Source organism: Brevibacillus migulae (assembly GCF_004521915.1).
GTDB classification, from domain to species: domain Bacteria; phylum Bacillota; class Bacilli; order Brevibacillales; family Brevibacillaceae; genus Brevibacillus_F; species Brevibacillus_F migulae.
Window position 1 is genome coordinate 192,068 of sequence record NZ_SDKD01000008.1, and the last position, 14,086, is coordinate 206,153.

Genomic DNA, 14,086 nt, shown 5'->3' on the forward strand with positions numbered 1-14,086 from the left:
TCGGGAGGTTGCTATCTTTCATCGGAAAGCCTTTTTCCAAGACGAATTGGAAAATTGATTTAGCGGTTGCACTCATTATTTCCGCATTCTTTACTTGCATCATATACCTGTTTCTCCCATTGAGTGAGCAATTGTCAGGTTAACGGTCTGGCCATTTTGTGAATGGAAAGGAAGCAAACCATGAAAATCAGAAATGCAGCAAGAATCGTGCTATTGGATCAAGACGATCGATTGTTATTGTTTAAGATTGAAGATCCGTACAATCCAGAGCTGGAGGAATTCTGGGTGACGCCCGGCGGCGGTGTGGATCCAGGGGAGTCCTTCGAGGAAGCGGCGAAGCGTGAGCTATGGGAGGAGACCGGTATCAGAGGAGTGGAAATCGGCCCCTGGATATGGACAAGAGAAGTGGTCTTTCGGTGGGAGGATGGCCCGGTGCAGGCACATGAGCGTTACTTTCTGGTTCGTGTGAAGGAAGCGGACGAAATCGATATGAGCGAATTCACTCCATTGGAACAGGCAAGCTACCGGAGTCACAAATGGTGGACGTTAGCCGAGCTGACCCACTCACAGGATACATTTATTCCCTTTCAATTAAAGGAGATATTGACGTCCCTTTTGGCTGGTAATCTTCCCGAGCAACCGCTGACTATTCGTTGAAATGTGCAGCTGACGCGGCGGGTATACAACTCGAAAAGCCCTGGAAGCGATCAAGGCTTCCCAGGGCAAACGGCATGGCTTCGGCACTATTCTTCTCGATCCTGCTGCAAGGGAACTTGCTTCGCTGGTTGTCCGTTTTCCAGCAATGGCACCTTTTGCTGGGTCGTCTTGTGAAAGGTACCGTATGCGCCCACTTGCTGCAGCTCAACTTGCATATCTTTATTCGTTTGCTTGGCCATAATCAGCAAAGGCCTCCTTTTTCAAAATCAATACGTACCCGAGGAACCCGCGCCTCCCGGATGCTTCGGCGGATCGATGGCTTGCTTTTGGGAGGTGTGTCTGGTCTGGAACATGTCGGTCGCTCCGGCAGCGTGTGTGCCCAATACGGCTAATTCCTCATTTTTCGGCTGGTTGTTTTTGTCTGCCACATGAATCACTCCTTCTCTAGGAGTAGTGTATGCTTGGGCTGATTCGCCCACACAGCCAGTTTCTGTCTGAGATGTTCACTCAGTGGAGGGGATGCTCTTCTACCCAATGCTTTGCTTCCTTGATGAACATGGCCACGGCTGGAGGCGGAGCGGCAAGAGAGCGAACCGCCAGACCGATGTGGCGAAACACTTGGGGTTTCAAAGGGCGAAGAGTTAATTGGTCCATCGAAGCGGGAAGCGTCATTTGCGGAACCACCGTGATGCCCAGTCCTTCTGTGACCATGGACAAGATGGTGCTGGTATCCGCCACTTCGAATTGCGTATTGGGCTGTGCATCCCTCGCACGAAATGCCTCACCGACAAGGATTTCACAGCCAGCCATCGGCATGATGAACGGCTCTGATGTGATCTGTTCCACCATTATCTCGGAGGAGTAGGCGAGAGGATGAGTTTCGGGAAGGACAGCGACCAGTTCGTCTTGCAAGAGCGGGATCATCTCAAGACCCTCCGTCGGGTAGGGAAGAAAAGCCAAATCGATCGCGCCTTGCATCATCCATGCTTGAATTTCGGTATAGCTGCCTTCAAATAGACTGAGTGAAATGCCGGGATAGCGGTCCCGAAATAGCCGAAGCATACCGGGCAACAGCTTGGCAGATACGCTGGGGAAGCTTCCGATTCGCAAGTTTCCTACCTGCAGTCCTTTGGCCGCAGCCGCTGTTTGCTTGATCTGATCCATATCGGTGAGAATCCGTCGGGCATATTGCAAGATGGCTTCCCCAGCTTCCGTCAAGCGGATACCATTGCGATTTCTCGTCAGCAGAGAGATACCCAGCTCCTCTTCCATCCCCGCAATCGTATGGCTCACCCCGGATTGGCTAAGGCGAAGCTTTTCGCCCGCCCGGGTAAAACTGCCAGTCTCCACGACCGCCACAAACACTTCAAGCTGTAATAGGGTCATCCGGCTTCCCCTTTCATGATCTTTTTCTCATGTATACGATTGATAAGATTCATTTTACATATGTTGGTTGTGGTCTTATCATAACGAGTAACAAGAAACGTTGGCAAGAGAGGGAAGGGGAGAGCTCGATGGGAAAAAAGGTAGCGTATTATCTGGTGGATGCTTTTACGGAGCGGGCGTTTGGGGGGAATGCCGCAGGGGTTGTTCCCGAAGGAGAGGCGCTGACTGAGCAAGAAATGCAGCAAATTGCCCGTGAATTGAACCAATCCGAAACCGCTTTTCTACGCAAAAGCGAGCACATTCAAGCAGATTTTCGCATCAGATACTTCACACCTGCTGAAGAAATTAACTTCTGTGGGCATGCGACGGTGGCCACTGCTTGGTTGCTGGCATCGGAATACGGCTGGAATGATAAGGAACAGGTCGTATTCGAAACGAATGTCGGGTTGGTCCCGGTACGGTTTGAACGGGAGGAAGGTATTCTGCAGCGTGTGACGATGACGCAAGTGGCGCCCAAGGTTAAGGATTTTCATCTGCCCGTATCTGAAATCGCAGGCCTGGTTGGCATTCCGGAGACGGAAATTGATGCTCGCTATCCAATCCGCTTAAGCAATACGGGAAACTGGCATTTACTCGTGCCTGTGAAAAGCTGGAGGGCGATCGATGAAGCCCAGCCGCGTCTTGCCGAGCTGGCAGAGATGAACCGCGAGTATGAAATCAGCACGACGCATCTTTTCACATTTGATACCCAAGGCGACATCCATGATCTGTACACACGCGATTTTTGCCCGGCTATCGGCATACCGGAGGACCCGGTGACCGGTGCGGCCAACGGTGCGCTTGCGGGCTATCTCGTGCTGGAAGGGATCTTGTCGGGAAAAGACACGCATGAGCTGCTGGTTGCCCAAGGGAACGCGATTGGTCGCCCTGGAACCTTGAAAGTTACGATCCTTACTGGTGACGGTACTCCGGTTATCCAGGTAGGAGGAGCAGCTCATTTGACTGCAGCTGGCGACATTCGGCTGTAAACAAAAAATGGACCTAAAAAAAGCTGGATGGCAAATCTCGCTCGCATGCGGGGATTTGCCATCCTTTTTGCTTATTGCGTGGATTAAAAGGGCTGCCAGCGCAGTCGGCGAGCTTGCAAGTAACGGTCTTGCACGTGGGCCCAGTTGACCACATTCCACCAAGCTTCAATATAACGGGCACGCTCATTGCGATAGGAGAGATAGTAGGCATGCTCCCATACGTCGAGGACAAGCAGCGGGATCACATCCCATTGTGACAAATCTTGATGCTTTTCTGCCTGGAGAATCTGCAGACGCTGCGAGCGAGGGGACCAGACGAGGAGTGCCCAACCGCCTCCCTCCACTTTTTCTGCCGCCTTCGAGAAATGGCGCTTGAATGCATCAAACGAACCGAAATCACGGATGATCTGTTCCGCCAGTTCGCCTTGGGGGGCACCGCCGCCGCGCGGACTCATGATTTGCCAGAAGATCGTATGCAGATAATGGCCGGCTCCGTTGAAGGCAGCTTCTCTTTCCCAATGCTTGATCAGATCAAAATCATTGGTTTGGCGGGCTCGTGCCATCATGGTCTCCGCTTTGTTCAAACCGTCGACATAGCTTTGGTGATGCTTGTCATGGTGGATGCGCATGGTCTCGGCGTCGATATAAGGTTCCAATGCATCGTAGCGATAGGGAAGCGGGGGCAAAGTGTGGCCACCGATTGGGACGGGATGGGTAATCGGGGCGGACTGTCGCTGTGTAGCCGGTATCGGGGCGGAAGCTTGCTCATCACTGCGTTCCTGCACCAGCCGGAGCATTTGATGAAAGTGATGCTGGATCTCTTCCGCTTTGGCCACCAACCGACTGACCTCCGCTTCCGAGGTGTCGGCGGTTTGCAGATAACGCGCTTTGCTGCCGATCTGTTCAAAGGCCGTTTCGAACCTGCGGATGTTGCGGTCCATCTCCTGAATCAGCGATGGCTTGCGCCGCAGATAATCGACCCATTGGCGCCCCCATTCACTCCATTTGATGAGGTGCTCTATTTTTTCTTTCAACGTGTACTCCTCCTCGTTCTGGGCTACCTTTTCACTATATGATTCACCAGGGGCAGGGGTGCGGCATATGCGGAGTACATGGCGCTATCCTGTGGCATATGGTAATATCACGCTTGGAAGAAAAAAAGAACACGGGGATAGATCCTTTTAACCAACCGAAACGAGGGAGAGCGTCATGAACGAACAAAAAGCGGTTGCCATCATCGATTCCGGTGTCGGTGGGCTGACGGTCGCAAAGGAGATCATGCGTCAGCTGCCGCGCGAAAAAATCCTGTATTTTGGTGATAATGATCGATGCCCGTATGGATCGCGGCCTGCCGATGAAATCAGGACTTTTAGTCTGCAAATGATCGAGTACTTGTACCAATATCCCGTAAAAGCCTTGGTGATTGCCTGCAATACTGCCGCGGCAGTCGTGCTGGAGGAAGTCAAAGAGCTGTCGTCGATCCCGGTTCTGGGGGTGATAGAACCTGGTGCACGGGCCGCCATTTCCACTTCCCGCACCCGTCGCATCGGGATTATCGGCACGGAGACGACAATTCGCACATCCTCCTATGAACGCGCGCTTCGCCGATTGAATCCCAATTTGTATGTATCGCAGCTGGCCTGTCCGGAATTTGTGCCGCTGGTTGAAAAGCGACTGCTGCACACGCCGGAAGCGCGAAGGATTGTGGAAAAAACGCTGGCGCCGCTCCGCTATGAGGAACTGGATACGTTGATTTTAGGCTGTACACACTATCCGCTTCTGTCTTCGCTGATTCAGGAAGCATTAGGGGATGAAATCACATTGATCAGCTCGGCAGAAGAGACGGCTAGGGAGCTGAGCACGCTGTTTTCTCTGGACGACTTGCATGCATGTGAGCAATCGTCAGCGCCACAGCATTTGTTTTTTACCAGCGGAAACAAGCAAATTTTCCAGGAAATCGGAGAAGAATGGCTTGATCGTGAGTTGCATGTCGAACAAAAAGACCTGGCTCAGGCCATGCAAAATAAATAGTTGTCAACCGAAAGTCCAGCGTCCGCATGTCGCTGGGCTTTTTCTATGGCCTCCGATATCCGCCTTTCCAATGAAACAAGCATAAACCCGGGCAAGGCTCGTATACATGGTAGTACAAAGGGTCCCGAGGAGGTTAGAGAAATGAACATTCGCCGTATCGGCAAAATGACTGCCGTATTGGGAGTAAGCGCTTTGCTGTTGACGGGCTGCGGCCTGTTTGGTCCGGAAAAAGAAGCAACCAGCATCGATCCGCCGCCGCTGTCTGAAGTGGCCGTAGACGATTCGGCGCAAAGCACAGCGCTTCCGGGAGAGGAAGGCGCACCGGTCGATGCGCAGGCGCAGCAATCTTCAGAGCGCACGGTTTATCTGCTTGATGCGAATGGATATGTCGTGCCTGTCGCCCTTACCATTCCAAAAGAGGAAGGCATCGCCAAGCAGGTGCTGACCTACATGGTAAAAGGCGGACCAGTGGAAACAATGCTGCCTCAAGGCTTTCAAGCAGTTCTGCCCGAAGGCACCAAAGTGCTCGGCATGGTGGTAAAAGACGGAACGGCTACTGTCGACTTTTCCAAGGAATTCAAACAATACGATGCCAAAGACGAGAACAAAATCATGGATGCCATTACGAGAGCCCTGACCGAGTTTCCGACCATCAAAAACGTATCCATCTGGGTAAATGGCACACCGTTGACAGAGATGCCTGTGAACAATACGCCGGTCTCCCAGTTGGACCGCAACCATGGCGTCAATCTGGAGTTGGCGGAAGGAGCAATCCCGGGGAATACGACAAGTGTCACCGTCTACTTTCAAAGCCAGCTGGATGACAAAAGGAGCTATTTCGTTCCTGTGACAAGGCTGATTCCCGAAACCAAGGAACGCGCCCGTGCTGTTGTCGAGGAGCTGGTGAAAGGGCCCAAGCAAGGCTCTCCGCTTTTCAGCTCACTGCTCTCCACGACCAAGGTGCTGGATGTGAAAGAGAGCGACGGAACGGTCACGGTGAACCTCAGCGATGACATTCTCAAATACGGCAGCGGCAAAGAAGCGAATCCGGAAGCGTTGGAATCCCTGGTGCTGTCGTTGACCGAAAATACCGGATACAATAAGGTTCAGCTGCTCGTGGAAGGCAAGCCGCTTTCCAGCTCCACCGGCGCCTATGATTTCAGCAAACCGGTCGTCCGTCCTTTGTCCATAAATGCCATGCAATTTTGATCCCCACACCGCGCTCCGGCGTGGTTTTTCTCTGCCTGGGCACTAAAATGCCTGTACCCAAAAGTGCTTGGGCCCAAAAGTGGCATTCCGTTTCCTGCTTTTGGTATAATGGGCAAAGCTGACGAAGAGTAAGAAGTAGGAGGAACACGGTATGAGACATGATGGACGGGCAAACGACCAACTGCGTCCTATAACCATTACACGCAACTATATCAAACATGCAGAGGGCTCTTGCTTAATTGAAGTCGGTGATACCAAAGTAATTTGCACCGCAACCTTGGAAGACCGTGTCCCCCCTTTTATGAGAGGCGGAGGAAAAGGCTGGATTACCGCCGAATACGGCATGCTGCCGCGTGCGACCGAATCACGCAACGCGCGGGAATCGTCAAAAGGTAAGGTCGCAGGACGCACCATGGAAATTCAGCGGCTGATTGGCCGGGCGCTGCGCTCCGTCGTGAAGCTGGAGCTGATGGGTGAAAAGACCGTATGGTTGGATTGCGACGTGATTCAGGCAGACGGAGGCACCCGCACGGCTTCCATCACCGGGGCATTCGTCGCCATGGTGGACGCCATGAATAAGCTCGTCGAAAACGGCACCTGGAAGGAGCTGCCGATTTCCGATTACCTGGCGGCTACGTCGGTCGGGATCATCGAAGGCGAGACTATGCTCGACCTGAATTACAAAGAAGACTCTTCGGCTATTGTGGACATGAATGTCGTGATGACGGGGCAAGGGAAGTTCGTGGAGCTGCAAGGCACCGGCGAAGAAGCCCCATTTAGCGCGGATGAGCTCCAGCAGCTGCTGGCGATCGCCCAGAAAGGAATCCGCGAGCTGATCCAGGCCCAGCAAACGGCTCTCGGGGAAATCAAGCTTTCTATGGAGAGCACCAATGATTCGGCATCTGTCACGGAGGAAAGTCATGTCTGAACATAAAAAAGTGGTGCTGGCCACGAGAAACAAAGGGAAAGTACGGGAGATGGAACGGTTGTTTGCTCCTTTAGGCTGGGAGATCGTCAGCCTGGATGAATTTCCGGATGCTCCGGAAGTGGTGGAGGATGGCGAGACATTTGCCGCGAATGCGCTGAAAAAAGCGGCAATCATTTCCGCAGCGACGGGACTTCCGGCGATTGCAGATGACTCCGGCTTGGAAGTGGACGCGCTGGGCGGCAGGCCCGGTGTCTACTCCGCCCGTTTTGCGGGGGAGCAGGCAAGCGACGAGGATAACTGGAAAAAACTGCTGGAAGAGCTGAAAGACACACCGAACGAGAAAAGGACGGCTCGGTTTCGCTGTGTCTTGGCTTTGGTGGAACCGGGAAAAGAGCCGATCACCGCGAGCGGCTCATGCGAAGGCGCCATCCTGCGCGAGCCGGCAGGGAGCAATGGCTTCGGCTATGATCCGGTGTTCTTTTTGCCGGAGCAAATGTGTACCATGGCACAGCTTGCTCCAGAGAGAAAAAATCAGATTAGCCATCGGGCAAAGGCGATGGAAAATTTGCTGGCAGCAATCAGGGGGATGGGGAGATGAGCATACTCGTACTGAGTGACACGCATGGGTTGGTGAGGGAAGTGCAAGACGTGGTGGGACGCCATCCGGCAGAGATGATATTCCATTGCGGCGATTTTTGCGTCGACAAAAATCGTGAGCCTTTTTCGGGTATGCAGCTTGTGCGTGGAAACTGCGATTTTGCCACGGATGTGCCTGAGGAACGGAAAACCTCGTGGAATGGACTGACCATTTACCAAACGCACGGTCACTTGTACGGGGTCAAGCGCTCGCTGCTGCAGCTCCATTATCGGGCGGAAGAGGTCGGGGCCAACATCGCACTGTTCGGTCACTCCCATTTTCCGGTCTGTACGGTGGAGCGCGGCATTCTCTTTTTGAATCCGGGAAGTCTGCAGCTGCCCCGGGGGTTTGATGTCCCTACTTATGTCGTGATCGATAAGACGGATGAGACCAGCGAAGGGATCATGCTGAATGTCATTTTTTATGATCACAAAGGGCAGATTGTAGGCGAGCGTGGCGGGAACTTTACAGTTAGACGATGAGTCCTTGAATTTTGATTGCCATATGTTATACTGAAAGGGTTATCGTGGAAGTCACGTGTCCGTCGCCCAGGAAAGAGCCCCTGTGCTATGGGCGATGTGACCGTTTTTGTGGATTCAATCTAGGAGGGGAAGTTTACGTGGCAGCAAAATGGGAAAAGTTAGAGAATAACCAGGGAGTCCTGACGATCGAAGTAGATGCAGCTCAGGTTGACGCGGCTTTGGATCAAGCATTCAAGAAAGTCGTGAAAAAGGTGAACGTTCCTGGTTTTCGTAAGGGCAAAATTCCGCGCAAGATGTTCGAAGCGCGTTTTGGTGTAGAATCTTTGTATCAGGACGCATTGGATATCCTGTTGCCTGCAGCTTATGGACAAGCTGTGCGCGAAACTGAAATCGAACCTGTTGACCGTCCCGAAGTGGATGTAGAACAGATGGAGAGAGGCAAAAACCTCATCTTCAAAGCGACTGTTACTGTGAAACCAGAAGTGAAGTTGGGCGATTACAAAAACCTGACCATCGAACCGAAGGAATTCACTGTAACCGACGAGCAAGTGGAAGAAGAATTGAAACGCATGCAAGAGCGTCATGCTGAATTGGTAGTGGTGGAAGAAGGCACTGCACAAAACGGCAATATGGCGCAAATCGACTTTGAAGGCTTCCAGGATGGGGTAGCTTTTGAAGGCGGCAAAGCGGAGAACTACAGCTTGGAGCTGGGTTCCGGCACATTTATCCCTGGATTCGAAGAGCAAATCGTGGGTATGGCGATTGGCGAAGAAAAAGATATCACGCTCACTTTCCCAGAAGAGTATCATTCTCCAAACCTTGCTGGTAAAGAAGCTCTCTTCAAAGTGAAGCTGAACGGTATCAAACGCAAAAATCTGCCTGCACTCGATGATGAGTTTGCAAAAGACGTAAGCGAATTCGATACGTTGGATGAGCTGAAAGCTGACACCAAGAAAAAACTGGAAGAGCGCGCTGCGAACGAAAAGGATACCTATGTTCGTGAACAGCTGCTGCTCAAAGCAAGCGAAAATGCCGAGATCGAAATTCCAGGCGTCATGATCGAGCAAGAGCTGGATCAAATGGTAAATGAATTCGGTCAACGTCTCCGTATGCAAGGCATGGATATCGAGCTCTACTATCAATTCTCCGGTATGGATGAAAGCCAACTGCGCGATCAACTGCGTCCTGATGCGACCACTCGTGTTCGCAGCGCATTGACCATGGAAGCGATCGCGAAAGCGGAAAACATCCAAGTGACCGAAGAAGACATCACAGAAGAGCTGAACAAAATGGCAAGCATGTATGGTCGTCCTGCTGATGAGCTGCGCAAAATTTTCACCTCTCAAGATGGACTGGCTGGCCTGCGCCAAGATATTCAAGCTAGAAAAACGATTGATCTTTTAGTGGCAGAAAACAAAGTATCTGCATAAGCTGATACATGAGGTCTTCTGCTCCAGGAAAAATCGGATAACCTATCTATATCGACAAACGAGCAAGGCACGAACCAACTTTCGTGCCTTGTTTTTCCACCATCCACCTTTCTCAAACAAGTGCGTAAAGGAGGGGGAATACCCATGCTAATTCCTATGGTCATTGAACAAACCAGTCGTGGTGAACGGGCGTATGACATATACTCGCGTTTGCTGAAAGACCGGATTATCTTTCTCGGCAGTGAGATCGATGACGAGGTAGCCAATGCCGTCGTTGCGCAATTGCTGTTCTTGGCGGCTGAAGATCCGGACAAAGATATTAGCTTGTACATAAACTCACCAGGTGGGTCAGTTACAGCAGGTATGGCCATTTTTGACACCATGCAATTTATTAAGCCAGATGTTTCCACGATTTGTATCGGGATGGCCGCAAGCATGGGAGCGGTGCTTTTGGCAGCAGGGGCTAAAGGGAAGCGATATGCGCTGCCCAATAGTGAAGTGATGATTCACCAACCGCTGGGCGGCGTGCGTGGTCAGGCAGAGGATATCCGCATTCATGCCGACTGGATCCTGAAGACCAAGCGCCAGCTCAATCAGATCCTTGCAGAACGGTCCGGACAACCGATCGAACGGGTTGAACAAGATACGGACCGCGATAACTTTATGAGTGCCGAAGAGGCTGTTGCGTATGGTTTGGTAGATGCAATCATTCAACGCAAGGATTCGATCTAGGAGAGGTGAAGTAGATGTTTAAGTTTAACGACGATAAAGGTCAGTTGAAATGCTCTTTCTGCGGAAAGTCCCAGGAACAGGTTCGCAAGCTCGTTGCTGGACCGGGTGTCTACATTTGTGATGAATGCATTGAGCTCTGTAACGAAATCGTTCAAGAAGAGCTGGGCACAGATGAAGAAATTGATATGAAAGAAATTCCGAAGCCGATGGAAATCCGCAAGATTCTTGACGACTATGTGATTGGTCAAGATACAGCGAAGAAGTCGCTTTCGGTGGCTGTATATAATCACTACAAACGCATCAACTCCGGTGCGAAAATTGAAGATGTGGAACTGCAAAAATCCAACATCATGCTGATTGGACCTACCGGAAGCGGGAAAACGCTGCTGGCGCAAACCTTGGCGCGCATTCTCAATGTGCCATTTGCGATTGCCGATGCAACCTCTCTGACAGAGGCTGGCTATGTGGGCGAAGACGTGGAAAACATCCTGTTGAAGCTCATCCAGGCTGCTGATTACGATGTGGAAAAAGCCGAAAAAGGAATCATCTACATCGACGAGATCGACAAGGTTGCACGCAAATCCGAGAACCCGTCCATCACGCGCGACGTGTCGGGCGAAGGGGTGCAGCAAGCGCTGTTGAAAATCCTGGAAGGTACCGTAGCGAGCGTACCGCCACAAGGCGGACGTAAGCACCCACATCAGGAGTTCATCCAGATCGATACCTCGAACATCCTCTTTATCTGCGGCGGAGCCTTCGATGGTTTGGAACAAATCATCAAGCGCCGCATCGGTAAAAAGGTAATCGGCTTTGGTACCGATACCGTTGAAAATGTGAAGGGTGACCTGAAAGTGGGCGAGTACCTCAAGTACTCCTTGCCGGAAGACCTGCTCAAATTTGGCTTGATTCCGGAGTTTGTCGGACGTCTGCCAGTGATCGCTACACTGGAGCCGCTGGATGAAGACACGCTGATCCGCATCCTGACTGAACCGAAAAACGCTTTGGTGAAGCAGTATCAAAAGCTGATGAGCTTGGATAACGTGGAGCTTGACTTTGCGCCAGGAGCACTCTCCCAAATCGCGAAGGAAGCGATCAAGCGCAATACCGGCGCACGCGGTCTGCGGGCCATCATCGAGCAAATTCTGCTGGATATGATGTATGAATTGCCATCCCGCGAAGATGTGAACAAGTGCGTGATCACGGAAGAAACCGTCCGTGACAAGGTGAAGCCACAATTGATCAACAAAGAAGGAAACAGCGTACGCAGCGAAAGCGCGTAAGGTTGTGATGAAGGAGACTGTCCGATACTGGGCAGTCTCTTTTATTTTCGTGGATGTGGTGGAGAGAAGGAATTTTCCTATTCCTCACTCCAGCCTATGTTCGCAAGGAAGCTGAAACTGTCCTCTCAACAGCAAATTGCGGGGAGCGCAAAAGTAGGTGGTAGCCGCTTCGAAGCTCGGGCGGGTGCGCTCCTCTTTTTCCCGCACTGCGTTGTTCCGCGGAAAAGCCCCGTAAGAGAAGCGAGTTTTTCAGGCGAAGCGACTTGCTTAAGACCGAGCGGAACGCCGTTTCCGTGGATCCGAAGGGCATACTTGAATAAGCTCCAAAGCGACACCACTTTTTGCCCTTCCCACGGAATCGGTGTGGAGCGGGCAGTTTCCGCTTCCTCGCGGGACAAAGAATCGGAGCACAGACTGAAAAACTCGCTTCTCCCACCACAGCAGCTCCTACAAAAAGCTGTCGAATTCAAGCGAAAGGTCAACAAGGAAATCTTCGTTTACTCGGCAGGACGGTCGGCAATACTACACTATATAACACAAGCGGCGCTGGCTCACGCGTTACTTGGTAGGGAGGGAATGCCGATGGACTATACGACTTTAGTGATTGCATGTATCGAAGTAATCGTAGGGATTATTATCGGTACCTATTTTTGGAATTTGCTCCGTACACAGCGTACGACGAAAAATTCAGCTGACAAAGATTCGCGCAAAGACTTAGATCAATTACGCAAGCTGCGCATGATCGCACTGACCGAACCGTTATCCGAGAAAACCCGGCCTGCCACCTTGCAGGAGATCGTTGGCCAAGAAGACGGACTGAAAGCATTACGCGCTGCCTTATGCGGTCCCAATCCACAGCATGTGATCATTTACGGACCGCCGGGAGTAGGAAAGACTGCAGCGGCACGTGTCGTTTTGGAAGAAGCGAAAAAAAATAATCTTTCTCCCTTTAAACACGATGCCAAATTCGTGGAGATTGACGCGACCATTGCCCGTTTTGATGAACGCGGCATTGCCGATCCGCTTATCGGTTCCGTTCATGACCCGATTTATCAAGGGGCTGGCTCACTGGGACAAGCGGGAATTCCGCAGCCTAAGCCCGGCGCAGTAACCAAAGCGCATGGCGGTATCTTGTTTCTGGATGAGATTGGGGAATTGCACCCCATTCAAATGAATAAATTGCTCAAAGTGTTGGAAGATCGCAAGGTAATGCTCGAGAGCGCCTATTACAGCGAAGAGAATGCACAGATCCCTTCCCACATTCATGATATGTTTCGCTATGGGCTGCCGGCAGATTTCAGGCTGGTCGGGGCTACCACACGCACTCCGGAAGAACTTCCGCCAGCGCTTCGTTCCCGTTGTCTCGAAATCTTTTTCCGGCCGTTAAAGCCGGCCGAGATTGGGAGCATCGTACGGACAGCAGGCAAGAAGATGGATATGCAGCTTTCACCGGAAGCGATTACCGTCATCGAGCGCTACGCCACCAATGGCCGTGAAGCGATTAATACGCTGCAAATCGCAGCCGGCATCGCCTTGACAGAGCAGCGCCGGACAATCCAGCCGTCCGATGTCGAGTGGGTGGTACATAGCAGTCAGAAATCACCGCGTCAAGAAAAAGCTGTGCATACGACTCCCCAAGTGGGCTTAGTAAATGGTCTCGCGATTTACGGACCAAACATGGGAAGCGTCATGGAGCTTGAAGTGACAGCATCCCTGTCTGTGACGCCGGGAAATGGACGCGTAACAATGACAGGGCTGGTGGAAGAGGAAGAAATGGGCAGCCGCAGCCGCACCATCCGCCGCAAATCGATGGCGAAAGGTTCGATTGAAAACGTGCTGACTGTGCTGCACAGATTGGGTATCAAGCCATATGATTACGATCTGCACATTAATTTTCCGGGAGGAGTCCCGGTCGACGGACCTTCGGCGGGAATAACGATTGCTGTTGCTGTATATTCCGCCATCATGGAGAAACCTGTGGATAATCTGCTCGCGATGACGGGGGAGGTCAGCATTCACGGAAAGGTAAAACCGGTCGGCGGAGTCGTGGCGAAAGTGGAGGCCGCTCGTCAGGCAGGGGCTACCCGTGTATTGATTCCGGAAGAAAACTGGCAAACCATATTTGAAGAGATGGAAGGCGTGCAAGTGATCCCGGTTGCCACTGTCGAGGAAGCGCTTCAACTGGCTCTGGTCGAAGAGACACAAGAAGAAACGACTGTTGTGCCATTTTCCGTGCCGATGCAAGCTGCGGAGGGACTTGCTTCCTCTACGCTTCCTTTATAAGCG

At 51.9% G+C, this 14,086-nt stretch carries 15 protein-coding genes; 11 read left to right on the forward strand and 4 right to left on the reverse strand.

Annotated features, from left to right (window positions below; all coding sequences use genetic code 11):
* Nucleotides 1-180: 180 nt before the first annotated feature.
* Nucleotides 181-657, forward strand: coding sequence for an NUDIX hydrolase (locus EIZ37_RS11690; protein WP_167568797.1), 477 nt, complete (start codon nucleotides 181-183; stop codon nucleotides 655-657).
* 86 nt (nucleotides 658-743) lie between these two features.
* Here the strand turns inward: EIZ37_RS11690 and EIZ37_RS25915 are convergent, their stop codons facing one another.
* The 3 genes from EIZ37_RS25915 to EIZ37_RS11695 all read right to left on the reverse strand — a co-directional run bounded on the left by EIZ37_RS25915 (nucleotide 744) and on the right by EIZ37_RS11695 (nucleotide 2,043).
* Entirely contained in the window at nucleotides 744-896 is a 153-nt protein-coding gene (locus EIZ37_RS25915) for a hypothetical protein (RefSeq protein ID WP_167568799.1), read from the reverse strand.
* Between the two features lie 27 nt (nucleotides 897-923).
* Nucleotides 924-1,085 (reverse strand): hypothetical protein, encoded by a 162-nt coding sequence (locus EIZ37_RS25920; RefSeq protein WP_167568801.1) that lies wholly within the window; start codon nucleotides 1,083-1,085, stop codon nucleotides 924-926.
* A gap of 79 nt (nucleotides 1,086-1,164) precedes the next feature.
* Nucleotides 1,165-2,043, reverse strand: coding sequence for a LysR family transcriptional regulator (locus EIZ37_RS11695; RefSeq protein ID WP_134684785.1), 879 nt, complete (start codon nucleotides 2,041-2,043; stop codon nucleotides 1,165-1,167).
* Nucleotides 2,044-2,171: 128 nt separating this feature from the next.
* Between EIZ37_RS11695 and EIZ37_RS11700 the strand changes: the two genes are divergently transcribed.
* A complete protein-coding gene (locus tag EIZ37_RS11700) occupies nucleotides 2,172-3,071 on the forward strand; it encodes a PhzF family phenazine biosynthesis protein (RefSeq protein ID WP_134684786.1) in 900 nt (299 codons plus the stop codon).
* 83 nt (nucleotides 3,072-3,154) lie between these two features.
* Here EIZ37_RS11700 and EIZ37_RS11705 read toward each other — a convergent pair whose 3' ends face one another.
* Nucleotides 3,155-4,105: a superoxide dismutase gene (locus tag EIZ37_RS11705; RefSeq protein WP_134684787.1), complete on the reverse strand. Its 951-nt coding sequence runs from the start codon at nucleotides 4,103-4,105 to the stop codon at nucleotides 3,155-3,157.
* A gap of 175 nt (nucleotides 4,106-4,280) precedes the next feature.
* Here EIZ37_RS11705 and racE point away from each other — a divergent pair, with 175 nt between their 5' ends.
* From racE to lonB, 9 genes are all read left to right on the forward strand, one after another.
* Entirely contained in the window at nucleotides 4,281-5,102 is an 822-nt protein-coding gene (racE, locus tag EIZ37_RS11710; protein WP_134684788.1) for a glutamate racemase, read from the forward strand.
* A gap of 141 nt (nucleotides 5,103-5,243) precedes the next feature.
* Nucleotides 5,244-6,311, forward strand: a complete 1,068-nt coding sequence (locus tag EIZ37_RS11715; protein ID WP_134684789.1) for a GerMN domain-containing protein — start codon at nucleotides 5,244-5,246, stop codon at nucleotides 6,309-6,311.
* Between the two features lie 151 nt (nucleotides 6,312-6,462).
* The gene (gene rph, locus EIZ37_RS11720) at nucleotides 6,463-7,239 is read left to right on the forward strand and encodes a ribonuclease PH (protein WP_134684790.1); all 777 of its coding nucleotides are present in this window, start codon (nucleotides 6,463-6,465) and stop codon (nucleotides 7,237-7,239) included.
* Nucleotides 7,232-7,837 carry an XTP/dITP diphosphatase gene (locus EIZ37_RS11725; RefSeq protein WP_134684791.1) on the forward strand — a complete coding sequence of 202 codons (606 nt, stop codon included), beginning with the start codon at nucleotides 7,232-7,234 and terminating at the stop codon, nucleotides 7,835-7,837. Before rph ends, EIZ37_RS11725 begins: the two co-directional genes overlap by 8 nt.
* Nucleotides 7,834-8,358 carry a metallophosphoesterase family protein gene (locus tag EIZ37_RS11730; protein ID WP_134684792.1) on the forward strand — a complete coding sequence of 175 codons (525 nt, stop codon included), beginning with the start codon at nucleotides 7,834-7,836 and terminating at the stop codon, nucleotides 8,356-8,358. Before EIZ37_RS11725 ends, EIZ37_RS11730 begins: the two co-directional genes overlap by 4 nt.
* Nucleotides 8,359-8,495: 137 nt before the next feature.
* On the forward strand, nucleotides 8,496-9,788 hold the full coding sequence (gene tig, locus EIZ37_RS11735) for a trigger factor (RefSeq protein WP_134684793.1): 1,293 nt from the start codon (nucleotides 8,496-8,498) through the stop codon (nucleotides 9,786-9,788).
* 144 nt (nucleotides 9,789-9,932) lie between these two features.
* Nucleotides 9,933-10,520, forward strand: a complete 588-nt coding sequence (gene clpP, locus EIZ37_RS11740) for an ATP-dependent Clp endopeptidase proteolytic subunit ClpP (protein ID WP_134684794.1) — start codon at nucleotides 9,933-9,935, stop codon at nucleotides 10,518-10,520.
* Between the two features lie 14 nt (nucleotides 10,521-10,534).
* Complete coding sequence (gene clpX / locus EIZ37_RS11745; RefSeq protein ID WP_134684795.1) at nucleotides 10,535-11,800, forward strand: ATP-dependent protease ATP-binding subunit ClpX; 1,266 nt, start codon at nucleotides 10,535-10,537, stop codon at nucleotides 11,798-11,800.
* 582 nt (nucleotides 11,801-12,382) lie between these two features.
* Nucleotides 12,383-14,083 carry an ATP-dependent protease LonB gene (gene lonB, locus EIZ37_RS11750; RefSeq protein ID WP_134684796.1) on the forward strand — a complete coding sequence of 567 codons (1,701 nt, stop codon included), beginning with the start codon at nucleotides 12,383-12,385 and terminating at the stop codon, nucleotides 14,081-14,083.
* The last annotated feature ends 3 nt before the right edge of the window (nucleotides 14,084-14,086 follow it).